20 protein-coding genes are annotated in these 24,843 nt (G+C 54.4%); 11 read left to right on the forward strand and 9 right to left on the reverse strand.

The features are described 5' to 3' along the window. Nucleotides 1-501 precede the first annotated feature (501 nt). The 6 genes from VGL38_05965 to VGL38_05990 form a co-directional block, all read right to left on the reverse strand. Nucleotides 502-702, reverse strand: coding sequence for a hypothetical protein (locus tag VGL38_05965; protein HEY3294961.1), 201 nt, complete (start codon nt 700-702; stop codon nt 502-504). After that, nucleotides 699-947: a hypothetical protein gene (locus VGL38_05970; protein HEY3294962.1), complete on the reverse strand. Its 249-nt coding sequence runs from the start codon at nt 945-947 to the stop codon at nt 699-701. The genes VGL38_05965 and VGL38_05970 overlap by 4 nt, the downstream gene beginning before the upstream one ends. A 5-nt stretch (nt 948-952) precedes the next feature. Further along, nucleotides 953-1,564 (reverse strand): ThiF family adenylyltransferase, encoded by a 612-nt coding sequence (locus tag VGL38_05975; protein ID HEY3294963.1) that lies wholly within the window; start codon nt 1,562-1,564, stop codon nt 953-955. A gap of 44 nt (nt 1,565-1,608) precedes the next feature. Continuing rightward, entirely contained in the window at nt 1,609-2,331 is a 723-nt protein-coding gene (locus VGL38_05980; protein HEY3294964.1) for a hypothetical protein, read from the reverse strand. After that, nucleotides 2,315-3,436 (reverse strand): hypothetical protein, encoded by a 1,122-nt coding sequence (locus tag VGL38_05985; GenBank protein HEY3294965.1) that lies wholly within the window; start codon nt 3,434-3,436, stop codon nt 2,315-2,317. Before VGL38_05985 ends, VGL38_05980 begins: the two co-directional genes overlap by 17 nt. A gap of 102 nt (nt 3,437-3,538) precedes the next feature. After that, a complete protein-coding gene (locus VGL38_05990; protein ID HEY3294966.1) occupies nt 3,539-3,748 on the reverse strand; it encodes a MoaD/ThiS family protein in 210 nt (69 codons plus the stop codon). A 751-nt stretch (nt 3,749-4,499) separates the two neighbouring features. Here VGL38_05990 and VGL38_05995 point away from each other — a divergent pair. The 4 genes from VGL38_05995 (at nt 4,500) to VGL38_06010 (ending at nt 7,610) form a co-directional block, all read left to right on the forward strand. Next, on the forward strand, nt 4,500-5,069 hold the full coding sequence (locus tag VGL38_05995) for a hypothetical protein (protein HEY3294967.1): 570 nt from the start codon (nt 4,500-4,502) through the stop codon (nt 5,067-5,069). 2 nt (nt 5,070-5,071) lie between these two features. After that, nucleotides 5,072-5,332, forward strand: coding sequence for a hypothetical protein (locus tag VGL38_06000; GenBank protein HEY3294968.1), 261 nt, complete (start codon nt 5,072-5,074; stop codon nt 5,330-5,332). Nucleotides 5,333-5,444: 112 nt separating this feature from the next. After that, on the forward strand, nt 5,445-6,419 hold the full coding sequence (locus VGL38_06005; protein ID HEY3294969.1) for a CBASS cGAMP-activated phospholipase: 975 nt from the start codon (nt 5,445-5,447) through the stop codon (nt 6,417-6,419). A 78-nt stretch (nt 6,420-6,497) separates the two neighbouring features. Further along, nucleotides 6,498-7,610, forward strand: a complete 1,113-nt coding sequence (locus tag VGL38_06010; GenBank protein ID HEY3294970.1) for a nucleotidyltransferase — start codon at nt 6,498-6,500, stop codon at nt 7,608-7,610. Nucleotides 7,611-8,407: 797 nt separating this feature from the next. On the opposite strand, the gene VGL38_06015 is transcribed toward VGL38_06010, so the two are convergent. Then, nucleotides 8,408-8,935 (reverse strand): transposase, encoded by a 528-nt coding sequence (locus tag VGL38_06015; GenBank protein HEY3294971.1) that lies wholly within the window; start codon nt 8,933-8,935, stop codon nt 8,408-8,410. Further along, the gene (locus tag VGL38_06020; protein HEY3294972.1) at nt 8,932-9,477 is read right to left on the reverse strand and encodes a helix-turn-helix domain-containing protein; all 546 of its coding nucleotides are present in this window, start codon (nt 9,475-9,477) and stop codon (nt 8,932-8,934) included. Before VGL38_06020 ends, VGL38_06015 begins: the two co-directional genes overlap by 4 nt. Nucleotides 9,478-9,843: 366 nt before the next feature. Here VGL38_06020 and VGL38_06025 point away from each other — a divergent pair, with 366 nt between their 5' ends. From VGL38_06025 to VGL38_06035, 3 genes are all read left to right on the forward strand, one after another. Continuing rightward, nucleotides 9,844-11,310, forward strand: coding sequence for a TM0106 family RecB-like putative nuclease (locus tag VGL38_06025; GenBank protein ID HEY3294973.1), 1,467 nt, complete (start codon nt 9,844-9,846; stop codon nt 11,308-11,310). A gap of 41 nt (nt 11,311-11,351) precedes the next feature. Next, the gene (locus VGL38_06030; GenBank protein ID HEY3294974.1) at nt 11,352-11,711 is read left to right on the forward strand and encodes a hypothetical protein; all 360 of its coding nucleotides are present in this window, start codon (nt 11,352-11,354) and stop codon (nt 11,709-11,711) included. Between the two features lie 502 nt (nt 11,712-12,213). Further along, complete coding sequence (locus VGL38_06035) at nt 12,214-14,145, forward strand: hypothetical protein (GenBank protein HEY3294975.1); 1,932 nt, start codon at nt 12,214-12,216, stop codon at nt 14,143-14,145. A gap of 564 nt (nt 14,146-14,709) precedes the next feature. On the opposite strand, the gene VGL38_06040 is transcribed toward VGL38_06035, so the two are convergent. Further along, complete coding sequence (locus VGL38_06040) at nt 14,710-15,672, reverse strand: ImmA/IrrE family metallo-endopeptidase (protein HEY3294976.1); 963 nt, start codon at nt 15,670-15,672, stop codon at nt 14,710-14,712. 1,190 nt (nt 15,673-16,862) lie between these two features. On the opposite strand from VGL38_06040, the gene VGL38_06045 reads away from it, so the two are divergent. The 4 genes from VGL38_06045 to VGL38_06060 all read left to right on the forward strand — a co-directional run. Further along, nucleotides 16,863-18,836, forward strand: coding sequence for a tail fiber domain-containing protein (locus VGL38_06045; protein HEY3294977.1), 1,974 nt, complete (start codon nt 16,863-16,865; stop codon nt 18,834-18,836). 2 nt (nt 18,837-18,838) lie between these two features. Continuing rightward, entirely contained in the window at nt 18,839-19,372 is a 534-nt protein-coding gene (locus VGL38_06050; GenBank protein ID HEY3294978.1) for a hypothetical protein, read from the forward strand. 66 nt (nt 19,373-19,438) lie between these two features. Beyond that, nucleotides 19,439-23,278, forward strand: a complete 3,840-nt coding sequence (locus VGL38_06055) for a CHAP domain-containing protein (protein HEY3294979.1) — start codon at nt 19,439-19,441, stop codon at nt 23,276-23,278. Nucleotides 23,279-23,984: 706 nt separating this feature from the next. Next, nucleotides 23,985-24,843, forward strand: an 859-nt coding sequence (locus VGL38_06060; GenBank protein HEY3294980.1) for a hypothetical protein, incomplete at its 3' end; no start/stop codon positions are given.

Below are 24,843 nucleotides of genomic sequence, written 5' to 3' on the forward strand. Positions count from 1 at the left end.
TCCTAAAGTTGGATGTTTTCATGCCATGCCCTTATGCCAGAATCGAGCGCGCAGCAGAGGCATAAAAACAGCCCCTGGCACTGCAGCTGGTAGCCGATATCTGTTCCTGGCAGATAGTCGGACGCAACACGCAAGCACCAGAGGCCTGAACCCGAGAGGGCACAGGCCACCAGCTTAATCAACGTATTGCGTCCAAAATCGAATTAGACTATCTGCCAGGATAGCCTAATTTACACAAAAACACACGGTAAGTCAAGGGAGTGCATGGGTCAGACGAACAAAAGTGTACGTCAATCGGCACGCGGTCTAACCTACTGATATCTCATGAGCTTCCCGCGCTGCATGCTAAAACAAAGCCCCCACGTGGAGGGCTTTGCTCTGTCGGACGGTCAGGGCGCTACTTATCCTTTTCGCCCTGGTCCGACGGCTTATCGTCCTTGCAGATGCGGTCTGCCGCCGCGCAGACGGCATCCACAATCTTGCAGCCTTTCTTGATCCCGCTCATAAGGTCTCCTTGTGTTGTTGTATTCGCTGATCCACCAGCACAATAATCTCGTCTGCGTCCGCCGACAGCGCATCCGACAGTGCCTGGATGCAGGCAAAGCGCAGGCGGTCGGCCTCCTTTCCGGCAACGTTCTGCCGGCTTCCGATCAGGGAATCCAGCAGCACATCCGCCAGTTTCGTCTCGTCATCAGTCATCATAGTCTCTGCCGCAGCAGCCGCTTGAGTCGCCGTTCGCTTTCGATCACCTTGCCGGTGTCCTCATCCGTCACACGAAGAAGGCGGTGAACCTCCTGTCGCGGCGAACGCTCACGCAATTCCGCGGAGGTGTATTCCACATCGCCCGCAAGGATCTTCCGCGCCGCGTCTTCGATGGTGGCGGCATCCACACGATACCGGACGCCGTATTCCCATCGTTCGATGGTCTCGATTTCGAAGGTTGGCATGGGTGCTACGTCATCAAGGTAAGTGTCGCCAGGTCCAGCACAACACGCTGGGGAATCTGTTCGTCGTTGACATAGCGCTTGACCAAGTTGCAGAGTACTGCGGCAGCCATTAACGGCGTGTAGCACACGGTTCGAGCTGTACAAGGTTCTTGAAGTGCCGCATCATCCGCGACAATGGACTGCGAATATGCCACTCTGTCTTCCCGCACTTGCGGCCGCACAGCCCACACGATGAGCGTTTCCAGACCCATGCGCGCGTCGAGACAGAGCTTCACTTCCGCCTTTTCCCGCACCGAACGCCAGATGGCGCTACGGCTCGACATGGAGTCCACGGCGCTGATGACCACCTCGCTAAGCTCCTGATCGACGTATCGCTGGGCTATCGCATTGGGAGTGTGGCCGCCGAAATGTTCCATCACCTCGGTCAGAGCAGTGACCTTCTGCTTGCCAATGTCTTCATCCCGGTAGAGCTGGTTCGACCAGTTGTGAGGCTCTACAGTATCGGCATCCCACACTTGTATACCGCAAGCACCCATCTTGCCGAGGAATACAGCCGTGGTGCTGCCTATGGCACCTGCACCGATGAGGGTGATGCCGAGACTTGCAAGGCGGCTCATGTTGATGGCGTCCTGCTGGCGGAGGAAGCGGAGATCGTTGTCCATCAGAAGGGCCTTTCTTCACGGTCAAGGTCCTCCGGATAAAACCAATCCATTTCTTCTTGCAATTCGTCTAGCGTAAGAGCGCCACGGTCATGAGCTGCACGCAGATCTTGCACGTGATCACGTGTATCACGAGACAGAGTTCGGTGTCCGTTCATGCTGAACAAATCCTCAGACACCTTGGCCTTGAACTCAGTCAGACATTGCTCCGCCAGACCGTCTATCAGCGGATAGGCAATCTCGAAAACGACATCGGTCAAATACAGATGACAAGGACTGAATTCGTCAAGACGCATTTGCGCATCATGCTTCTTGTTGACCACAAGCGACAGAAGCCACTCGCCGTTCGCCAGGTTCTCCACGCACTGATCATCTGTGGCAGACCAGAAGACGGACATCCCTGCATGGGAGTGTGCCCACAGGCGAAGCCGTCGAGAATCAATTCCCTTTGCTTCCAGATCTGTCATCAACTGCGCAACCGCTTGAGCATCCATTGTGGTCTCGTCCATCGAACACTTCTGCTTCACGAGAAACAGGTCAGTGACAAGCAAGGCTGTGATTGCGCCACTATCCACGTTGCGGATTTCTTCCACAAGACCGAGGGCCGAGACTTCACCACGAGCTACCTCAGTCCACGTCCACAGCTTCTGCATAGCCACAGCGTCAATCTGTATGCGGATGCCCAATTGCACTGGATCACGCCTGCTATTACGCGACAGCTGCATCAGCAACCTCCTCGCTTTCTTCTTTGGGACGGTTCGGGCAGTCTTCCTCATCGTGATCACAGTACTCGTTGCACCAATCACACCACCAACAATCCGGGCATTCACTTATCGAATGCCCATAATCATCATGCCACGAACAATACTGTTGTTCGTCCTCTTCGGGCTCCTCGTAATCAGGATCCCAACGAACGATTTTTTGGAACGGGTCTGAATCATTGTAGCTCCCCAGGAAGGTACGCACCAACTGGAACAGCCCGAAGAGGTCTAGTTCTCCGGCAAGTCTGCTGACTAAGGCTCCGATATTGCCCCAACAGATGTTATTATCGTCCGTAACGTGAGGCGAGATGTATCCGTTAACCGAAGTCCCACCAGTGATTCTAACCTTTCCAGTGCGTAGGTTGACCTCGACTTCGTAAGGATCGAATCTGTAGTCATAGCCGTCATACGAGATGTTGATCTCGTACGTAGTGCCGGTCACCGACTCATCCTCGAACCTGAAGCACTCATACGTGCCCGGCACGAGCTTCATCAGATCTGCGAACGTGTGATTAGCGCGATTGCGAATCCACTCTGGATCGTGCTTGAACATCTCCAGCAATTGGCGATCCGTTTCCAACTTACGGGAGAGCTGCATCACCTGAAGGGATAGCCTCTCAAGTTCATAGCTATCTTCTCTGATGGAAGACTGAAGCTCGCGTTTACGATCGCTGACACAACCTGCAATGCTCTCGACAAGTAGATCCTTCTGCTGATGACGATAGGCTCTGCAGATCTTTGGCAGGTGCTGATCTATCAGCTTCCGCACAAACGAAAGTGCCGGCGCATTCTTAGGCCAAATCAACAACACCAACCACTGCTTCCCGATTCGCGCTACGGGCGCGTCGTCACAGGTGATGAGATCACCCGGCAGAAATTTGGCGAATGTCGGCTCATGAAGTACCGACATATCTGCTATGGTCTTCGTTACGGTGCTGTTGCTGGGGAGCACCACGGCCAGCCCTTCTCTGTCCCAAGATTCCACCTGCCACGAGTCGGTCAAGTCAGTGATGGGCACGTGGTACTTCTGCGCGTAGAAGCGTGTGAGATCCTGAATCTGTTGAATCATAGCTTGTTTTCTCTGCGGAGAAAGAGAGGGCCATGGCACGTAAGGCACCACAGCCCTCTCATATCTGATAGCTGCTCAGGAACATGCAGCCAACAGTCCTCCTTAGATTCCACCTTTCACCTGCGGAACGAGCGTCAGCACACTGCCCTCCTGCAGCACGTCCGAATCGAACGCCGGGCTGCCGTTCACGTGCCGCGTGTAGCTCGAATCCTTCGGGAAGCCAGCCTGCTGAATGGCCTGCTCCACGGTGGTGCCTTCACCGATTTCGATCTCCTTGGCGGCACGTCCTAAACACAACACCTTGCACTTCATGCACGTCTCCTTAGCTAAGGGTTAATGAAGAAGCCCCGCACAATGCAGGGCTGTTCTTTGGTAACATCTTATGCCAGGAATAGGGCATAAGATCATGTGGGAAATCGCTAGCGTTTAGTCATACGGTGAGTAACCACACCATCTTGCGATAGCCTTTGAGCGGTCTGTCCTGAGCAGATGAGCCGAGAAGCCTGAGAAAGTGACCACTGATCTGAAGTCAGTGGTCAGGCCGATCTTCAGCAATCGCGTGCTCGGGGCAGGTTACCGTCAGCTGGACATTAAGCGTAACCTTTAATTATAGTTAGCTCGAGGTGATGCTCGGAAATATCTTGCCCGTTCTGCGGCAGGCTTTTGCAGGGCGATTTTCTTGCCTCTGTTAACCGATTGTTTATCAAAAGCCTTCATCGTTCGATGAGGGCCTTTTTGATTGCCATACCTCCCCAGAATTGTCTTCCAATCTGGTAAGCAGCAAGAATATTATACATAACGATCCTCACAGACACAGCAAAATTCATTGATCTGTCTTAATATATACTCTAATATGCTCTCTCCTTGTCTATGTAGCTGTGTCGAATGTCCTCGACAGCCCGTTTCGGCTGCGGTGAACGGGTTCGTTGTGGTCTTACCGAACAGTTAGACGACACGCTTCAACCTACGGGCTAATCCCATGCGTGTTCATGTTATCGCGTTTATCGCTTTGCTTGCTTGGTTAGGTAGCCTTACAGGCTGCGCCCACATTCCCCAGGCCTCCGTGACCCTCAGCGAAGAGATGGGGCATATGATCGTGTCGGCCAAGGCGTCCCATCAAGCCCTTATTCATGCCTACATGGATGAGCGCCGGCAACAAGTGTGCATGTTCGTGGATTCGAATTGGGTGCCGGAGTTCATGGCGGCGTTGCTCGTCAAAACGAATATCATCCGGCAGGTGAGCTCTGCCCCGTCCGATGCGCTGAAAGGCCAGCTGTTGACCGAATACACCGAGGATGCTGCCGCAGCTATCGCCCAGCGCCGTGTGGCTTTGCTTCGAGTCCTTGACGATACGGAGCGCATGCTGGACTCTGCCGTGGCGGCCCATTATGACGACATCCTGATGGTCAACGCGTCGTTAACGGCTCATCTGCGGTCCGCGGCCAAGATTGGTCACACTCGCGAGGAGCTGCTGAAGGCCCTGCACTTACGGCCCGAACAGATTATCCCCTTGGACCGGATCGACCGGACACTAACCGAAGTTGTGCGCTTCAAGGGGAATATCGAGGACGCTGCGAGCAAGGCTGGGGAGATTCACGCTCTGCTGGATTCCCTCAATCACCAGGAGCCATAACGATGGGACGTTTCGCAGATGCAGCCCGCGAGGCTGCGCAAGCAACGGATGAGAAGTTCGCAACCCGGATCGCCAACCTGACGCGGCTCCGAGATGAGGATATTCAGCGCTTCTTTCCCGAACCGGCAGACCGGCAGCACTTGCTGGAACTGCTTGATTTAGTGGATTCCGCCACGGAAGAGAACGAGAAGGTGAGTCGGATTATGGAGAATGCGGAGACCCTCGGTGTGGCTGCGGTGCGTCTGCTCAAGCTGTTGGCATAGCGTTCTCGCGGGTCACAGGCGGAGCGAGCACTGATGCGGTGTCAGTGGTCAATTATCTTGCGAGCGGCAGGAAGAAAACCTAAATCTTAACAACAAGTGGAGACTTGAACCGTTGAATTCGGGCAGATTTCAGATACTATCACTTGATGGGGGAGGTATCAAGGGACTTTTTTCGGCAGCAGTGTTGGCAGCCATCGAGGAGGATTGCGGCACTCCGATAACCGATCATTTTGACCTGATTACCGGAACGTCCACGGGTGGTATTATTGCAATAGCTCTGGGCATGGGGATGTCACCTCGCGAGATCGTCGAATTCTATCTCACCTATGGACCGAGAATATTCCCACAATGGTTGGGACTCAAACGCGCGCAGCATTTCGCCTACCGCAAGTATTCGCCGCAGAACCTAATAACGGCTTTAAGAAGTTGCTTCGGAAATAAGCGTTTCGGAGAAAGCGCAAAGCGATTAGTGATTCCGTCTTACAGTATGGGTGAGGACCAAGTATATCTTTTTCGCACACCCCACCATCCCAAATTGAGGCGAGACTACAAAGTCTTTGCGTGGCAAGTAGCTGCTGCAACTTCCTCCGCCCCTACGTTCTTCCCATGTTTCAAAGGTGTTGACGGCGTTCGGCTGATTGACGGAGGCGTGTGGGCGAATAACCCGGTCATGGCCGGCATAGTCGAAGCGTACCGTTTCCTCGATGTGCCTTTGGAGTCGATTGCTGTGGTGAGCATTGGAACGACTGACGAAACCAAAGCGAGATCGCAGCATCTGGACAACGGCGGGCTCATCCGTTGGGTGGTCAGTAAAGCTGCCACAGAGATTGTCTTGCGCAGCCAGAGCATTGCGGCCAACAACCATGCAAAGCTACTACTCGGCGAAGGAAACGTGGAGAGATTGAATCCCACAGTCCCAGATGGCGTGTTCACGCTAGACGGAAGCCAGAAGGCAGATCAGCTCATAGGGAAAGCTGCTTTTTATAGCCGTCTATTCACACCTGTGTACACCGAGAAATTCAGCCAGCATATGGCACCGCAATATGTGCCGTTGGTAACCGTAGACTCTCCAGTGCCCAACAATTGATAGTGGGCCTTATGAAGACCGCGAGAACTGCACGCCCAGTACGTGTGAAGAAGCTTAACCAAACCCGGAGACCTGAGCATGGCACGCGAACTCCTGCTGGCCAGCATGGATCTATTAGAACAAATTATCCGCGATGTCGACATTACACCAACGCAGTTCAAGAATGCCGAACGAGCCTACAAGTCAGTCGGGGAGTGGCTGAACGTGGACGATTCGCCACTGCACCCTTTCTCGCCAGAGGTGTTTCCTCAGGGATCGATGCGTCTCGGTACAGTAGTGAAGCCGCGTCCGGAAAAGGACGAATTTGACGTTGACCTCGTCTGCGATCTGGAGGGTGGCACCGGTCTCACACGCCAAATGCTCCGGGAGATCGTCGGTGATCGACTGAAGGATAACAAGGCATACAAGGACAACGTCGAGCCGAAACATCGCTGCTGGCGACTCAACTACGCTGATTCGGCGCAATTTCACCTTGATATTGTGCCGGCAATCCCTGATACAGCAACAAGAATGGCCCCCGGGGAGAAGGTCATCGGGCCCAATTCGATACTCATCACTGACGACCGTATCCCCGATTGGCTGCACAGCAATCCCAAAGGATATGCAGAGTGGTTTGAGGGACAAATGGCGATGCTTCTGGAGGAAATCAGGAAATCCCTAAAGTTAGCCAGTGTGAAGGACATTCCCTACTACGAACGAAAGACGCCACTGCAAAAAGCTATTCAGGTACTTAAGCGGCACCGGGATGAGAAGTTCGGCAATAATGACAAGAAGCCTACTTCAATCATCATTACCACGCTGGCGGCGCAAGCGTATCAAGGCGAAAGTGACCTGTTCGCAGCCCTCGACACAATTGTGAACCATCTGGAGGATAACATTAGAAATGAATATGGTCGCGCTGCCGTAAGGAACCCAGCGAATTGGCAGGAGAATTTTGCCGACAAGTGGGCACACGATCCAGTCCTAGTGAAGAATTTTTGGGACTGGCTCGGTGACGCAAAGCAGTTTGTGCGAAGTCTGTCGTCCTACGACAGGCCGCAACAGCTTATGGAACAGTTCGAGAAGAGTTTTGGCGCCCGTCTCACGAAATCTGCTGCTGCATCGGCAGTCCCTGAAGTCTTCAAGTCTGTCACATCGGGAACTCCGACAATTGCTATAGGCACTTCTGCGCCTCGACCTTGGGGTCAATAAGACGATGGCGAACGAGCATCAGGTGCAGATACTCTCACAAATCCAGGAGCTGAATACCAAGTATCCAGGATTTGTGTTTGAAGCGGCCGTGCCCGAAAGTAACGCGCTCGGGGATCTCTCTGGGACTGTTTGCTTCCATGCGACCTACGATGGCACCGGAATTTATGACGAGTATCGGATTAGGGTCCATTTGAACTCATCTTATCCCCAGAAGCCGCCGAGCATCTTTGAGATCGGAGACAGGATTTCGTCGTCCCACCATCGTTACACTGACGGAAGCCTGTGCCTTGCAGCCCCACTCAGGGTGAGAATGGAGTTTGCATCAAATCCCACACTGCTCGGTTTCTTTGAGGCCCTGGTCATTCCATATCTCTATTCCTACAGCTATTTCCAGCGGTACGGTCGTATGCCCTACGGTGAGCTCTCGCATCACGGAAAAGGGATCTTGGAATTCTATTCCGAATTTATGGGCTTTTCAAGTCCGTCTCGCATCCTGAAGATGCTCGCGGCGGTCTATCAGCGGTCCAGATGGAGGCATCTTTCCTGTCCCTGTGGGTCTGGCAGGTACCTCCGTGTGTGCCATCTGCCTGAGTTCAAGTCAATCAGCAGGCATTCAACGAAAGAGGATATTAGATACGAAGCAATCCAGATATTGCTTTCTTGGAAATCAATGGGATTGCATCCTTCAAGCATACCCCGAGTTTTTGCGAATATGGCTAAAGAGGCCAAGCGGACATCAGTGAACGACACGGAACTGCGCGATCAAGATTCGCTTCGGAGTGGCAACTAGTGCGGGTTCAACAAAGGTTGACTCGGACATCTCGGTGTCGGACCGTGGGTTTGACCTTTTGCTGATTGCGCCAGAGCAGGTAGCGGAAGATCCCGGCGACCTGCGCGGCGTGGTTCCGGTAATACACGCCGCTTAGGGCGAACTTCTTGAGTGGGGTAAACTGACATTCAATCCGGTTGAGGAACGACGCGTCAGTGGGGGTCCGCACCAAGCGGATGTTGTGATGTCGCACCCAGGCCAGAATCGGCGGCGTGAAGTGGGCGCTGCGGTTGTCCAGGATGATGTACAGGCGCTGCGCTTCGGGATAGCGCTGCCGCAGCAGCATGAAGAAGTCCAGCACTTCTCCTTGCGTCTGATGTTCGTAGGGCAGGCCCCACAGATGATCCTGACCGACATCCAGAGCGCCGAAGAAGTACATCGTGCCATGGGGCCGTGTGTAGGTCGCAGGCAGACGGCGACTCCGCCTTTGTCGGGCCCAGTCCGAGCCATGATGAGGACGGATCTCCAACGGGCCGAACTCGTCGAAGCAGATCACCTGCTTGCGTCCCGCTTGGGCTTCCCGGTAGTAGTAATCGAGCCGTCTTTTTTTTGAGCATAGTCCCGGTCTTTGGACTCTTTCCAACTCTGGGTGCGCTGCAAGCTGACATGGCCTTCGAGCAGGATCCGCCGCAGCCACTCGAGGCTGATCGTTGCCACGATCTTCTCGGTGATCAGATAGTCTCGCAGCTTGAGCAGGGACCACACCGTGAAAGGCAGTCCCAGCCGGGCCGGCGGCGTGATCACCACCTGATAAATCGCGTGTCGCACGGCGTCGGTGAAAGTGCGGGGCCGACCGATGCCGTAGCGGTTCCCGATGGAGGCTAACCCTTCGGCATTGAAACCGTTCAGAATCTTGCGGACATAGGTCGCATGCACAAACTGACTCTTGCTGATCTGCGGCACCGTCATGCCACTGGCGGCGGCCAGAACACAGGAGGCCCGTTTGACGGCCACCTTGTCCGGCGAACGCCGCACGATCCGCAACAAGGTCTGACCTTCTTTCCGCGTCAGCGTGCGCAATCGTAGACCAGGGTACATCTTTCCTCCTCGTGAGAATAGACTCTACCCCTTCTACGCGCAACCGCTCAACAGCGACTCAACCGCTCAGACCTAAGTGGAACCGGCACTAGACTGCCCCCGAGTCTCATAACACTGAAGGAGTATCAAGTTGGGTGGATTCAAGTTACTCTCACCGGATGAATTCTCAAACGCCGAGCGTGTTCGTCGTGCACGAGAGCTGTTGCAAAGGCGCAAAGGCATGAACGTCGCCCGAGCATCGAAATTGTCTGGCGTGTCTCCAGACATGGTTATCCAATCAATGAAACAGATTCCTCTGGCTCGAACAAAGTAGGTGTGTCGGAAATTCCGACCTCATTAAGCGAACTTTCAGGCAACGAGGTTGCCATGCAATTCTCTGCCAGCGATTTTTCGACGATGTACCGGCCATCCCGGTGCCTGGGTCGTGTCTTTCACCAGCGCAATAAGACTCCGGCGGCTAAGGCGTCGGCATGGGAAGAGGTTCTGACTGATCTAGGAATCCGCCATGAAACCGCCCACGTCGGGACTTTTCCTGAATTTGTAGACTTGCGGTCAGGGGTACCGGATGACCGCATTGTGGCGACCAAACGGGCCGTAGAAAGCCGACAGCCAGTCATCTACCAAGGCGTCCTCCGCGCCGCTTTTCCCGGCATTCCCGATGACACAATCGTCGGGATCCCTGACCTGCTGATCGCCAACAACGGTAGCTACACGATCCGCGACTGCAAGCTATCCCGCCACGCTGATGAAGAGCGTCACCCCGAGATCCTGAGGCAGATGGACCTTTATGGTTGGCTCTTCCAGACGACCTTTGGCTTCCCGCCAGTGGCTTTGGAGGCGCTTCTCGGGGACGGCACCATCGCCACGGTGCCAATGAACGGTGGGCACTTGGCGCTTCAGGACCTTCACCAGATCCGACAAACAGCCCTCCAGACCCCAGCTCCTTATTCCCCCGTAGGCTGGTCCAAGTGCAACGGTTGTGCCTATCACGACCACTGCTGGGAGGCTGCCCGAGGTGCGCTCGACATCGCAGTCCTACCAGAGGTTGACCAATCCGCAGCTGAGACCTTGCACACGCAAGGAACTATTTCCATCCACGATTTGCTTGCCAATTACGATGCGACGTCGTTGGCGGCGGTCCAGCGCCCCTGGGGCGACCATATGCAGAGAATCGGCAGCAAGGCGGCCATTATTCTGCAACAGGCCCGCGCCCTACGGGATAACCAAGTAATTCAGATCGCTCCCCTCGAGCTAAACCTGGGGCCCGATGTGGTCATGTTCGATCTCGAGGGAATGCCCCCGCACTTGGAGGATTCGGAGAAGGTCTACCTGTGGGGACTGCAAGTGTTCGGCGACCGTTCCGGAAGCTACCAATGCGCTTTGGCGGACTTTGGGCCGCAGGGTGATGAAAATGGTTGGAATGGGTTTCTCCAACTGGCGGAGCAGATCTTCAGCGACTATGGTGATATCAAGTTCCTGCACTGGGCAACCTACGAGACCACCAAGTTGCGCTTGTACATGAACCGCTACGGAGACCAAAACGGCATCGGTCAGCGGGTCTTGGATTCATGCTTTGACCTTCTGCGTGTGGTGAAGAAGGCGTTAATCTTCCCCCTTCCCAGCTATAGCCTCAAGGTCATCGAACAATACATCGGCTACCAGCGGACGATGGAGGATTTTGGCGGGGAATGGTCAATGGCCCAGTACGTGAAGGCCGTAGAAACAGAAGATACCACTCTTCGGAACCGGGTCATGAGCGAGATTATGCAGTACAACCGGGAAGATCTGGAAGCCACGTGGGCCGTACTGGAGTGGCTGAGGAAGTGGCAATAGTGGCCGCTGCGGAGCAGTCAAAGCCGACGAAGGAGGTAACAATGGCAGTTTGGATATTCAATCGCTCGGGTAAGGCCACGCTGATTCATGACGGTGACTGCATTCGCGACAATCACGGAAGGGTTAGCGCATGGATTAGTGGAATCAACGTCTACAGTCTACGCGGACGTCACTGCGGCTGGTTCGAACACGGTGTACTTTTCGATTCCCGCAACCGAGCGTTAGGTTTCTTGGGCAACGCTTCAGGACACCTACCCTCGCATCCCAGCACGTCTGGTGCTCCGGGAATGCCTGGGTTTGGAAGCCGCCCCGGACATCCAAGTTTCTCAAGCGTGCCCAGCCGCGGGAGCTACGGCGGTTGGTCGGACAAGGATCTCAGCACCTACTTCACGAATCAGTAACTTGGCCGATTCACTGATTCTGAATCAGTGGTCAAAGCTCTATCTTTCAAGATCGGCTATCTATAGTTCACTGACCGGTTACAACCTATAGTTCTTCCCGCGTTGCAAACTAATGGAGTGCGTTAATGATTCTTGTGGATTGCGTTACCTATACAATCTTTGGTCTTTCATGCATCGCTCTACTGCATTTCGCATTTTGCTGGATTGCCTCATTCAGCGTTAAGAGCGAAAGGATGAGCTCGTGTGCCGAGTGCACATTCTTCACGCAAAAGTGCACACAAGTTTTCTGGTTTTGGTATCCTTTGGCTTCGGTGATTCCCCGAAGACGGAAGCTAGGTCTGATCTGTCCCTTCTGTTTCGACAGCGCCAGAACCGATGCAGCGAACGCCACGAAAGATATTAGCAGGCGATACATGAACCAAGTTGCCATTTCTTTGGTGGCTGCTCTGGCGGCCATACTTCTAGCACTCACAAAACACATCCTAAAGACTGGAGAATGACAATGGATCTCGGTGAATACGAATTGCTGCTTGATTACCTGCAGGAATCGCTCTCATTCGAAATTGATCAGGTTCATCCCACGAGTACTAAGCCAGCTGCGGACATATTCTTCAGCACGCTTTATGCCAATACGCCTGATCTCGAGCGGCAAATACTGTCCAAGCTGTCCAATGGTGTGAACAGTTTCCTCGTAGTTGCTGCGCCGATTGGCCGCGGAAAAACAAGTCTACTGCGAAAGTGTATTAGATCTCTTTCGGACGAAACTCGGTGTTTCATCTTTGATTTTCGCTCTGAAATCGAAAGAACATATGGAATGCCCCCGGACAGCAGTAATCGCCACCGTGTGGTACGGGATCTATTCAAGGAGCAAATCGCAAGACAATTCCTGTCAGATGATGCGTTCAAGGTTAAGTATATATTTGAAGCACTGATGTCAGAATTTTACGTAGCTCGCATGCAGAATTTGATTCTGAAATGGAAAGCGAAATTCAATAATCCGCATATTGGCGAGGATAGAACGAAGCTATGGCAGATCTTCTCTACCGAGTATCAGACGGTTGTCGAAGAGAGCAACTTTATTTCAGCGAACATCTCTTGCGCTAGCATGATAAAATGCATAATTCGTTCGCAGGAGATAAAGCAGTTTATTGTGGTACTGGATAACGTCGACCCGCTCGATCCTGAACTTCAGCCCGTTCTCTTCTCCGTTGCCATCGACATTTTCCACGGAGGCGAAAGATCATTTAATGTTGTAGTGGCCGTCCGCGAAAAAAACCTCCTTAGATTTGAGTTGAATGCCCATGGTGGAGGCGTAATAGAAGTCGTCTCACTCGAGTCGCATGCAACAGAACGGACTCGGCCGATTCGCATGACTCCGCCAACAATGGAATTTGTGAATGACATGCTGAACAGGAGGTACCTCTATGCAACGGAACGCTTCGCGCGAGGGAGGACAACGCAGGTCCTTGACGTGTTTAATCAACTGAAGCCAAGAATATCAATGCGCTTCGTTGAGGAAAAGATATTTAGCATATCGAATAACAACTTTAGGCAGATGTTGGCGTTAAATCATGACTTCATTTCTTACATGTTCCATCTTGCCGCTAACAGGGTGATACTGAATGAGCGGGGAAAGGTAGAAATCAGTGACCAGAGTTTCAAGAGCTATTTGTACCGATGGATATACTCTGTGGCGAATTTGAAGCACGAAATGCTGCTGGACGTGTCCGACAAATACGAACAGTACAGCAAGGGAGCCCTTGCAGAACCCTTTGCATGTGATATTGACCTCATGGTGATCGCATGGCTGGCGGCTGCGCAGAACCGCAATCTGCGAGTTGCCAACGCAATCTCTGATTTCAAGAAGATCGGCGTATCGGAACAGTTAGTTCTTGAGAGCATCTTCAGGCTTTATAACGTTCAAGTCGATCATCGGTACGTAGAACTCGGTGACTCCGAGGCAATGGTGAGTTGGGCAGAGTTGGTTGCTGGCAATCCTCGGATCATTCTCATGCCCCTGGGTAACGAATTCGTCGGCTTTACAATCACCAAGTTCGAGTTCTTGTATCATTGCTTAGCGTACCCGCATTTGCTCTCTATCGATTCTCCAGAAATGATGGTTCCTGCAAATGAGGATATTGAATCGAAAGTGAATGTCATTTATGAATTCCTAGAGACCATGAAGAAGGCACACGTGTCAGCTCTTCAGTCCATCAAGCAGGCGTGTTTCGGTCAACGTCTAGATTGGGAAGAGCATTATCGTGACCAGTTCTGTGTCGACGGACGCTTGGTCCTGGAGAGGATTGCTTTGAGCCATTACTCTCACGTCAAGGCCTTTCGATTGAAGAGCAAGATCGAAAACCGTTATAGAGATTTGATCGAAGGTTATCAAGCTCAGGCAGAGCTGAAGAGAAAACTGCAGTGGCCCAATTGAACACGTTGATGAGAGGTGCGCAGAACGCGGTGTCTGTAAATGCAGTCTTCTTAGTTTCTGCCTCCGCAGGCACACACGTACGTCGAGTACGCTTCATTAATGAGATCGGCAATGTGTCTGCTTTTCGGCTTGACAGAGGCAAGTCGGCAAACATGTTTGATTTCTCATCGAAGAAGTGATCGCAAACTCGGCATATTGCAGACCGCAGGTTTCAGTATCCTATCGATCTCCTGTCGATGCAGAGATCTACCGGTCGGCAGCGAATACCAACCAACTGTCGACACTCGCACAAGACTCATACTGAGCGGTAATATTCAGTTTTGCCGTTCGGGAGCGGGTCACAGACATATGTCCCTATTCGTGAAGTAGCAGGAAGAATCACCGTCCAACCTCAGATCAACTGGCACCACGCCAGTGTGTTGTGCCACGCGAAAGCTGCACACTGTGAACCTACACACTGATCCTGTATCAGCATCCATGGCTGCCTAGCTTGGATAGAAATCACCGCAAAAGAAAGCCCCACGGATGCGGGGCATGAATCACATGTCGTTTCTATCGCAAGCGTCAGGATGTCTTCCACCTCAAAGCCACCTTCAGATCATTGCACTGATTCCACGGAACTAAGCCTTGCTTCTGCAGTCGGCCAACCACAATACCAAGTGCGATACCTTGTTCTGATGCGAACCGGCGGATGAACTGTATCCTCTCCGTCCCGTATCTCTTGAAGTGTCTGATATCATTGCCTTGGATTCGCCAGAAGACGTCGCTCGCGAAATCTTCCCAGGCATCGTCAGGAATGAGTATTGAAGACGCCCATCGGTTCGCCTCCTCTTCTTTCTGGTTGTCCTTTTCAATGTCCGTAGAGTCTTCCGATTCCACGAAGATGTCAGTCCGGCCATGGAGGAGAATATGAGCGGACTCGTGGAAGAACGTAAACCAGACTTGATCGTCACTCTTTCCTCGAAGACACATCTGGACCAAAGGCCTCCCATTGGCAAGCCACCGCGTCGCACCGTAGACTCGAATGCCGAGGAGCTCATGGGTGAAGGCAAGCGCAACTCCACTCCGCGAACATTCTTCCCTCATCTTTGAAATCGCTTCGTTGAAAGGAGCGATGGTCAAGCCTCTCATTTCCCCCAGCGCAGCATTAAACGTGTCGATGTCGTAGCTTGCCGTTTCGATGCGTTGAGCATCTAGATGCCCCTTCCACAGCCAGGCAGCTAAAGCAAACCTCGCCGGCGACTGGCTGATTGCTGCCTGCCGAAATGCAGTTCTGAGTCCAACTGCACGTTCCCATGACCATTGATCCTTGGACGCGATCCTGAAAAAGGATAACAGCGCACGGATGGTATCAATCTCTCCTTGCTGTGGCTCGATCCAACCCAGCCGCATCATCTCCTTAAACGGGAAACTCTTCAGCCACTGACGGTAGGAAGCAATTTCGATCTCAATGGCTTCGGCTTCTTTTTGGCGCGCTAAGAACTCACGATAGTTCTGTTCAAGATTCAGCCAGAAATGGCTGGGCACTCACTCGCTCCCAACGAAATCAAGGGCCGTTTCGGACGTGATCGGTCCTCCCTTGTGGATGATCTCGCTGACATGTTTGGGAGATCGACCGATTCGAGCAGCCAAGTCAGCTTGGGACATTCCTAGAGCTTCGAGGGTCTCATGCAGCGTAAGTCCAGGTGGCAGGACTCTGGTTCTGCGGTACTGGTTTTGAATGCCAATCATGGTAGTCAACTACCTCAAGGATTTCGACGGCAGTAATGGCTTGTCAGATCCACTCGCCACGATGATTCTATATGACATGAGGATCACCCACTGGACGGAAGATGAGCCGGAGCTTACCTGACACGGTGAGCGCAAATTGTCCGCGCCGGTCATAGAGTAGAGGATGGAATGTTCCAAACGGGAGCTTGTTCAGGCCGCAAACGTGCTGACCGCGCGGAGCGGGTCCAGCCTGAGGTTGAGGCGCAGCGCCGGTTGACCTCCCCACCTTCGCATCGCGCGGGCAAGATCGCAACAGTCTCTTTGAAGGCGAAGTGAAGAGAAGATGATGTCCATGGGCCTTTGAACGTGGAGCTTAAGCCATTAGGTTAATGAGATGCGGACTTATGTCTGAAAATGCAAGTCTGACCCGTTCCATATATAGTGCTGACTTTGCAACGTCTAGTATTAATAGCATGCGTATCATCATGAATACTGCCGCATTCGTTCGTCCATTTAGTTAACCTCCAGCAGACCAAGATTGGCTGGCGTTCGGATTGTCGCTTCAAAGCACCACGCCGAGCGAATAAACACCGTTTGCAGATCGGTGTTGACGTGGGCGGTTTCAAGAGACTGCAACGGATAGCGAGGCTATTCGGCGCGAGTTTCACCCACGCGCAATTTGAGCCACGCGGTACAGTCACACCTCGCTCATTTACAGGGACGAGTAACCGCATCGATGTGGAGCTATAGTAACCGACTCAAATAGGCCACCGGCCAATTCTGTAATACATGTTTTCCAGACATGCATGGATTGTGAATTCGTACTCCTGAGACGCCTAAACTTCAGAACGAATCAATCGCGGTTATCAACCCCCGACCAACTTCCAAGCATGTCGCGGTGATCACCGGTGATGTTCAGTACGTGATGTGTTCTTCTTTGTTTCGTCCGCCTCACGTTCCATGGAAAGTGCCTTTTCTTCATCCACATAACTATCGCTGGAGTATCCATGCGTATCCGACTTCTGCTCTTATCGCTGTTCTGTCTCTGCGCGGCCATGTCTATTGCCGCCGTGCCGCCGCTGCTCAATTATCAGGGCCTGTTGGCGAGCATCACCGATGTTCCCGCCGACACGACTCTATCCATGACGTTTCGGCTCTATGACGGATCGGCACCAGGCGCAACACTGCTCTGGAGCGAGAACCACGCGACGATCACGGTCATCAAGGGATTGTTTGATGTCATCCTCGGCGCGACGACGGCCTTGCCGGACAGCATCTTCAACCGCAGTGAGCTGTGGATGGGAGTCGTGCCGGGCAGCGACTCGGAACTCAGCCCGCGGACGCGATTGGTCTCGGCAGGGTACGCTTTCCGGGTGGGTACCGTGGATGGAGCGAGCGGAGGACGTGTTGCGGGAAATCTCACGGTTTCCGGAAAGGCAAGCATCGGAATCGGGAATTCGAACGCAGGCAACTACTCGCTCGCGGTTGGGGAGAACAATCTTGCGCTGGGCGACCATTCCGTGGTATTGGGTGGAGCCAACAACAGAGCGCGGGGCGATTACTCGACAGTCGCGGGCGGGGGGAGTCTCTCCCTATCCGATTCCAATTTCACGCACGGGTACGGCGCGACAGTAGGCGGCGGGAGCAGAAACGGCGCCATCGGTGATCATGCGGCGATAGGAGGGGGCACTTCCAACACTGCGAACGGTATCAGCGCCACTGTGAGTGGCGGCGTATCCAATACCGCGAGTGGCGGATGGTCCACTACTGGCGGCGGCGAAGACAATACAGCCAGCGGGGGTTATTCGGTAGCCGGTGGCGGGACTCTCAATAACGCCGGCGGATCATACGCGGTCGTTGCCGGCGGCTATAGCAACGAAGCGACTGTCACATCGTCCACCGTCAGCGGTGGCTATGATAATCAGGCTGCCGCAGACAAGGCTACGATTGGCGGCGGTGGCAGCAACGTGGCAAGCGGAAACCAGTCTACGATTGGAGGAGGGTATAGTAATCAGGCAACCGGTCAGCGCGCGACAATTGGCGGAGGATACGGCAACACGGCCGCAAGCGGCGCCACTGTGGGCGGAGGAGAATCCAATCAAGCAACCAGCAGCGGGGCCACTGTCGCCGGTGGGCAGTCTAACACGGCGAGCGCCTCATACACGGCCATTGGCGGCGGTCAGTATAACACCGTCAGCGACGGATCCTACGCGACGGTGGCCGGAGGATTCCGCAACGATGCCACTGGCGGGCGGGCAACCGTCGGAGGTGGCGGCTGGAATCACGCGCGGGGCAACTACAGTGTAGTCGCCGGCGGAGGCGGCTCAAGCGCGGCAGACAGCAACTTGGCGACCGGCACGTGGTCTGTCGTGAGTGGCGGGAGGCGAAACATGGCAAGCGGAGACCAATCCACGGTGGCGGGCGGCGATAGCAATACCGCCCAAGGCGTCTATGCGTTTGCGGCTGGCCGACGTGCCAAGGCTCTTCACGATGGCTGCTTTGTCTGGGGCGACTCCTATAACGCGAGCATCTTGAGCACTGATATTAACCAGTTCCGCGTGCGAGCGACGGGAGGAGCTTGGTTCTACACGTCATCTGGCACGGATGGAGCGAGGCTTCCGGCAAACAGTTCGGCATGGATCTCCATATCAGACAGCACGAAGAAGCGAAATATCCGTCTGGTGGACACCGAGGATATTCTGAAGCGCGTGGCAACTCTGCCGATCAAAAGGTGGAGCTACAAAGTGCAAGATCCTTCGATCGAGCACATTGGCCCTATGGCACAGGACTTTTGGTCGCTCTTTCACGCAGGCGACGACAGCCTGGGAATTTCCACGATTGATCCTGCCGGGATTGCTTTGGCGGCGATTCAAGAGCTGAATAAGAAGGTCGAGCGGGCGGATGCGCTGGAGGCAGAAGTCCGCGAATTGCGAGACATGGTGCTGGAACTCAAACGGGCATCACAGGCGAAGGGGGACTGACTATGAAGAGACATTACTTCTGCACCGGCTGGCTCCTTATCGTCAGTATAGTGTATGCCCAGCCGCAAAGCGAGCACTTCCGGATGCTCAAGTCGGCCACGGCGGGTGGAGGCAGGGCAAGCGCGTCCGAACGTTTTCGCATGACAGCTGTTTACGGGCAGTCCACTCCTCCGGGGCGGTCGCGCGGCGCGGTGTTTCAGATGAACGCGGGTTTTCTGACTCCGCTGCTCTCGGTCTCGACGCTGAGTCCGATTCAGCGATTGATTCTCCAGCCGCAAGCGCCCAACGTGTGGCTCTACTGGGAGCCGGTTCCCGGTGCACATTCCTACGCCGTCCACGCCGACAGTACGATGTCCTTTCTCCCCCGTGAGACGAACCTGCTGGGCACGACGATGGACACGGTGTTTGTGGATGTGAACCCGCTGGGTGGACCGTCAAACCGAAGATTCTATTCAGTGATACCGAGCACGGTGCCACTGCGCGCGGTCGGCTCAACGAGCAACACGAGCCGGCGCGTCAGCCGGCATCCGTATTGATGCTTTGTGATGGCACTTAGTCGAAGTAACTTCACCACATACAATTCTTGAGCAGAGGAAAGTATCATGAACAGATCTGGAAAGATGTGTCGTTTGTTTTCCCTGGCGCTGATCTTGTTATGGGGAATCGCCGCGCTGCCCGCGCAGGTCGTGGACCCTTCATGGCAACGGATTTCGGGACACGGGGTGGGGTATTCACTGGAGTTTCCCGCCGACGGATGGTATGCACGACTGATCGCGACGAGAGGCAACGTCCCGGAGTTCGTGACTGTGGAACAGACGGAACTCACAAGCACATCGGGCGCGCGCATCAGCGTGGATGTCTGGGAGGATCAATCCAATGGAAGTCTTGCGGATTGGATAGATGATCATCAGAAGATTCTCGGATTCAAGTCAAGCGAAATGACTCCGGCGAGCGCGTCCGAGCTTCATGTCGGCGCGTTTGAACATGCAGAGAATACGCAAGGGATACAGGCCTACCCATCGCGAAGCACCTTTTTCAAGCACGGCAAAGACGTATTCGGTATTCGATACCACGAGGCGGACAACGGGGCTGCGGAGCCCATCTACGGTCATTTACTGGAGACATTGACTTTTGAGCGGGACGCGCTTATGGCTCTGCAGCAGGAAGACAGCGTCGCGGGAAAGGGCCGGTCTCCGATACTGGTTTACGAATGTGCGGGACATTACGACGACTGTCTGTGTGGGGCTTATAATCCTTATCCATGCTGCTCAAACCCGCAAGGCAATTGCACGTGGTGGGCGTGGGATCGTGCTTGCTGCGTGTGGAATGACAACCTGCTCGGTGGCGTGAGCTGGGGTAACGCGACGTCGTGGGCCGGCTACGCAACATCTCATGGTTATACCGTGAGCGCGACGCCAGCCGTGAACACAATTGCCTGCAACAGCAGCGCCGCTGGCGGCTTAGGTCATGTCGCGTGGGTTGTTCAAGTCTCCGGTTCGCAGGTACAGGTGACCGAAATGGGTTGGTGCTTGTGGGGGACAGTACGAACAACGTGGTACAATACGAGCTATTTCGACCAAGGTTTTATTTATCCCATGGGTGGGGGATCAAGTATTACCTTGACAAGCCCAAATGGTGGGGAGAACCTCTGTGTCAATCAGCAGACCACGGTGCAGTGGCAGTCGTCGGGTATTCCCGGCAATGTTCGATTGCGGCTCTACCAGGGCAGTACAAACGAGGTTGATGCACTGGGATGGATCGGGACAAACCTTCCAAACACCGGTTCATACCCGTGGATTCCCGGAACTGACCTCACGACAAACTGCAATTACTATGTTAAGGTGGAAGATCAGGCGCAGACAACCCGCGACTTCTCCAATGCGGCCTTTTGCATCTCTGATCTGACGGAATGGGCGTTGAGCGTCTCAGCGACGGACAACAACTGCAATAACATTGCGATCACTTGGAATGATGTTTCGAACGAGACAGGCTACAAAGTCTATCGAAATGGTGGTCAGATTGCGACGCTCGGCATAGATGTGACTAACTATACAGACACCCCAGGGTCCGGCTGTTACTTGTACACCGTGCGTGCATACAACACTTGCGGAGATGGACCGCTATCATCGTCGGACCAAGGTTGCCGATTAGGTACTCCCGCCCAAGTGAGTGGCGTCACCGCGACCGACAACAACTGCAATAACGTCGTAGTGACATGGACAGATCAGTCCGGCGAAAACGGCTACTACGTCTATCGCAACGGCAGTCAGATCGGGTCTGCAGGTGCCAACGTCACGATTTACACCGATAACACGGCGTCCCAAGGGGTTACGTGTAGTTATGCGGTAGCGGCCACCAACACTTGCGGCACGGGTTCTCAATCGGTTTCCGACAACGGCACAAGACTAGCCACTCCGGTCCAGGTCGCAGGCGTCGCCGCGACCGACAACAACTGCAATAATGTCGTGGTGACATGGACAGATCAGTCCGGCGAACAAGGATACCGCGTCTATCGCAACGGTAGCCAGATCGGGACCACCGGTGTGGATGTGTGTACCTACACAGACGCTCCAGCGGTCGGAACGTACACATATTCTGTGGGCGCATACAACGCCTGCGGCGACGGGACACTCTCCGCGACGGATCCGGGGACGCGCCTGACCACGGTCGGTCAGGTCACCGGAGTGTCCGCGACGGATGATCATTGCGCGGACATTGTGATCACGTGGACAGATCGCAGTGGAGAGAATGGCTACTACGTCTACCGCGGCGGCAGCCAGATCGCACAGACCGGCGCCAACGTGACGACCTACACCGACGCACCTTCGGCTGGCACTTACAACTACACCATCGCGGCATTCAACGATTGCGGTACGGGAACGCCATCCGCTATCGATGGCGGGGCGCGGCTGAGTGCGCCCGTTCCAGTAAGCAATGTGATCGCGAGCGATAACATTTGTACGGGTATCACCGTTACCTGGTGGGACGTCTCCGGTGAAAGTGGTTACTACATCTATCGGAACGGATCTCAAATCGGCGATGTGTCCGCGAATACGACGACATTCAACGACGCTCCACCGTCCGGCACTTACGCTTACACCGTGCGCTCTTATAACGGCTGTGGAACCTCCACGGACTCCAATTTGGATAACGGCACGCGCCTGCCCGCCGTATCCGCACCGTCCACTTGCGCGGCGAGCGACAACAGTTGTCAAAGTGTCACCGTAACCTGGATAGATAATTCGACAGGTGAGACGGGTTTTCATATTTTCCGCGACGGCAGCCTTGCCGGATCCGCAGGCGCTAATGCGCAGACATTTGATGATACGCCGCCGTCTGGAAGCTATCTCTACACGGTGCGGGCCTACAGCGGCTGCGGCGACTCGTATCCCTCGAACAGCGACCAAGGGACACGCCTTGCCGGACTACTTGCGCCGCTCAATTGTGTGGCATCGGACACAGGTTGCAGCGGAGTGAACGTCAGCTGGACGGACAACGTGACGGGTGAAACCGGTTTCTATGTGTACCGCGGCGCGTCGCTGGCGGGTACGGTCGGAGCGAGCGTCACCAGCTTCTACGATACTCCGGCCTCTGGCGCCTACGCTTATACGGTTTGCGCTTACAATGCCTGTGGATCGTCCAATGCGTCGAACTCGGATACAGGAACGCGTTTGCAGTCGGCAGCCGCTCCTTCCAATTGTCAAGCCTCGGACACGAATTGCTCGGCGATCATTATCACTTGGCAGGACAATTCCGACAATGAGAACGGATTCCGGATCTTCCGCAACGGATCGCAAGTCGGGTCGGTGGGCGCGAACGTGACCTTCTTCTACAATTTCCCGGCGCCGGGAGTCTACAACTACTCGGTTTGCGCGTACACGACGGCCTGTGGAAACTCGGTCCTGACGCCACCCGTAGCAGGCCAGCGACAGATTCTACCGGCGGCGCCTTTGAGCATGGCCGCATCGGACACGGGCACGGCGGGGGTGTATTTGAGCTGGCAGGACACACTCAACAACGAGACCGGATTCGCGATCTACCGTGACGCGGTGCTGGTGTTTGTCGCCGGAGCCAATGTCTCGAATTACTACGATCATCCCGGCGACCATGCGCCGCACAACTATTGCATCGCCGCCCGGAACAGTTGCGGTGAAGGCACGCAGGTGTGCGACGTCGGGCGCGTGGCGGCAGGTTTATCCGCTCCCACCGCACTGATTCTTCGCTGCGAATCGCCGTGGCTTTGGCTGTACTGGAACGTGGTGCGCGACGATCAGGGCAACCCGATGGAGGGAGTCATGTACAATGTGTATCGCGGCGACACTCCGGGCTTCACGCCGTCCGAAGCCACACTGCGCGGCTCAACGTCAGACACTCTGTATGTGGATACTCCCGACGCTGCGAACGAAAAAGCGTTTTACACGATCATAGCCCAAACGCCCTAATCGTCGGCACCCATTCGAAGCCAACAAAGAGTAATCGACTTTCCGGTAATCAAGGATCTTACAGGCCCCTCAGCAATGGGGGGCCTGTTGACTTTGTGCCGCGTTTGGTCGAGGTCTAAACGAGCTAAAGCGGAGAAAGTTCTTGGACTCCCCCGGCCTGTAGACCGGTCTCGTATGTCGTGGACATATGCTTAGAGTTGGCGCGATGGTGAAATAATGCTGTTTTGGCGGAATACCGCCTCTCTCTACGGTTCTGGTGGCGCCCGGATAGCGTCACCACGCAAAAGGAGTGCATTGGACGTTGCGTCGCGAGGTCTGCGATCAAGCGCAATCGCCGTTTTATGAATAACTTATGTGACAGGACCGTCGTCAATCACAATGGTAAATATACTTGCCTGTGTGCAAAATCTTGCACATACGCCTGATTTTGTCATATTATCCTTCGTAGCAATCTTTTTGTTGCAGTGTGCATCATTTCGCTTGACAAACCGGAGCGAGTTGCTATATTATTGAGCAGATGGTTTGTTACGCGGGCAGGGCTGAACCGGGAGGGTTTGGTGAGGCTGTGGCTGTTGTATCAGATTTTGTTCGTAAGCCACCGCCATACGGCGAGGTAGATGGTGGTGCCTTGTCCAAGTATTGGGCGAGGCTTTTTTGCTTGGACGACTATGATCACGATAGAAATATGAGGAAATCTACAATGTGGATGTCAACAAGATCTGCGGCATGGGTAGTGGCTTTTCTGATCGGGACGGGCAGCGCCATGGCGGGCGCTCCGGTGCCGCAGACGGATTTCTTTGTCCAGAATGAAGGGCAGTGGGAAGGCGCGTTTGCCTTCAAATACGAGGGCAATGGCGCGGCTTATTTCCTTACCCAAATCGGAATGGCGATGGATTTACGGCAGTTTGACAAGCCGCCGCGCAGCCGTGATCCGATGGACCGGATGCGGCATGAAGAAGAGCGCGAGCCGATATCGGTGCGGGGGCATGTCCTCCGCCTGTCCTACCTCTATGCCAACCCTACTCCCATCCTGACCGGCGAAAACAAGCTCTCCAGCTACAGCAACTACTTCCTGTCCCGTGATAGCTGTAAATGGAAAAGCCGTGTCGGCCATTACCGCAGCGTCACCGCTAAGGATGTCTGGCCGGGAATTGACGTCCAATACCGCATCGCCACCCACGGCATCGAAACCGTCTACCACCTCCGGCCCGGTGCCGATGCATCCCTGATTCAACTGCGCTATGAAGGGCAGGAAGGAGCAATCGGCGTAGATGCAAACGGCAGTTTGCTCTTGTCCACGTCTTTAGCCACGGTGACCGAAGCAGCCCCCTTTGCCTACCAAAACATTAACCACACCCAAATCGAAATCCCCTGCCGCTATGACCTGACCGCTGATGGTGGCTACCGGTTTGTCTTAGGCCCCTACGATCCCACGCGGGAGGTGGTGATTGATCCGCTGGTGTATTGCAGCTACTGGGGAGGCTATGGTGAGCTGGAACTTTACGACATTGCCGAGGATGGTGAACATCACAAACTCTTGACCGGGCATGTGTACTATGCTAATG

Source organism: bacterium, from assembly GCA_036504735.1.
Lineage (GTDB): Bacteria > Electryoneota > RPQS01 > RPQS01 > RPQS01 > DASXUQ01.

Excerpts from the sequence above, each read along its gene's own strand:
- VGL38_06000 (HEY3294968.1), top strand. The coding sequence starts at position 5,072 with ATGGGACGTTTCGCAGATGCAGCCCGCGAGGCTGCGCAAGCAACGGAT.
- VGL38_06045 (HEY3294977.1), top strand. The coding sequence starts at position 16,863 with ATGCGTATCCGACTTCTGCTCTTATCGCTGTTCTGTCTCTGCGCGGCC.
- VGL38_06025 (HEY3294973.1), top strand. The coding sequence starts at position 9,844 with ATGCAATTCTCTGCCAGCGATTTTTCGACGATGTACCGGCCATCCCGG.
- VGL38_05980 (HEY3294964.1), bottom strand. The coding sequence starts at position 2,331 with ATGCAGCTGTCGCGTAATAGCAGGCGTGATCCAGTGCAATTGGGCATC.
- VGL38_05970 (HEY3294962.1), bottom strand. The coding sequence starts at position 947 with ATGCCAACCTTCGAAATCGAGACCATCGAACGATGGGAATACGGCGTC.
- VGL38_06030 (HEY3294974.1), top strand. The coding sequence starts at position 11,352 with ATGGCAGTTTGGATATTCAATCGCTCGGGTAAGGCCACGCTGATTCAT.
- VGL38_06010 (HEY3294970.1), top strand. The coding sequence starts at position 6,498 with ATGGCACGCGAACTCCTGCTGGCCAGCATGGATCTATTAGAACAAATT.
- VGL38_05975 (HEY3294963.1), bottom strand. The coding sequence starts at position 1,564 with ATGAGCCGCCTTGCAAGTCTCGGCATCACCCTCATCGGTGCAGGTGCC.
- VGL38_06050 (HEY3294978.1), top strand. The coding sequence starts at position 18,839 with ATGAAGAGACATTACTTCTGCACCGGCTGGCTCCTTATCGTCAGTATA.
- VGL38_06035 (HEY3294975.1), top strand. The coding sequence starts at position 12,214 with ATGGATCTCGGTGAATACGAATTGCTGCTTGATTACCTGCAGGAATCG.
- VGL38_05965 (HEY3294961.1), bottom strand. The coding sequence starts at position 702 with ATGATGACTGATGACGAGACGAAACTGGCGGATGTGCTGCTGGATTCC.
- VGL38_05985 (HEY3294965.1), bottom strand. The coding sequence starts at position 3,436 with ATGATTCAACAGATTCAGGATCTCACACGCTTCTACGCGCAGAAGTAC.
- VGL38_06055 (HEY3294979.1), top strand. The coding sequence starts at position 19,439 with ATGAACAGATCTGGAAAGATGTGTCGTTTGTTTTCCCTGGCGCTGATC.
- VGL38_05990 (HEY3294966.1), bottom strand. The coding sequence starts at position 3,748 with ATGAAGTGCAAGGTGTTGTGTTTAGGACGTGCCGCCAAGGAGATCGAA.
- VGL38_06020 (HEY3294972.1), bottom strand. The coding sequence starts at position 9,477 with ATGTACCCTGGTCTACGATTGCGCACGCTGACGCGGAAAGAAGGTCAG.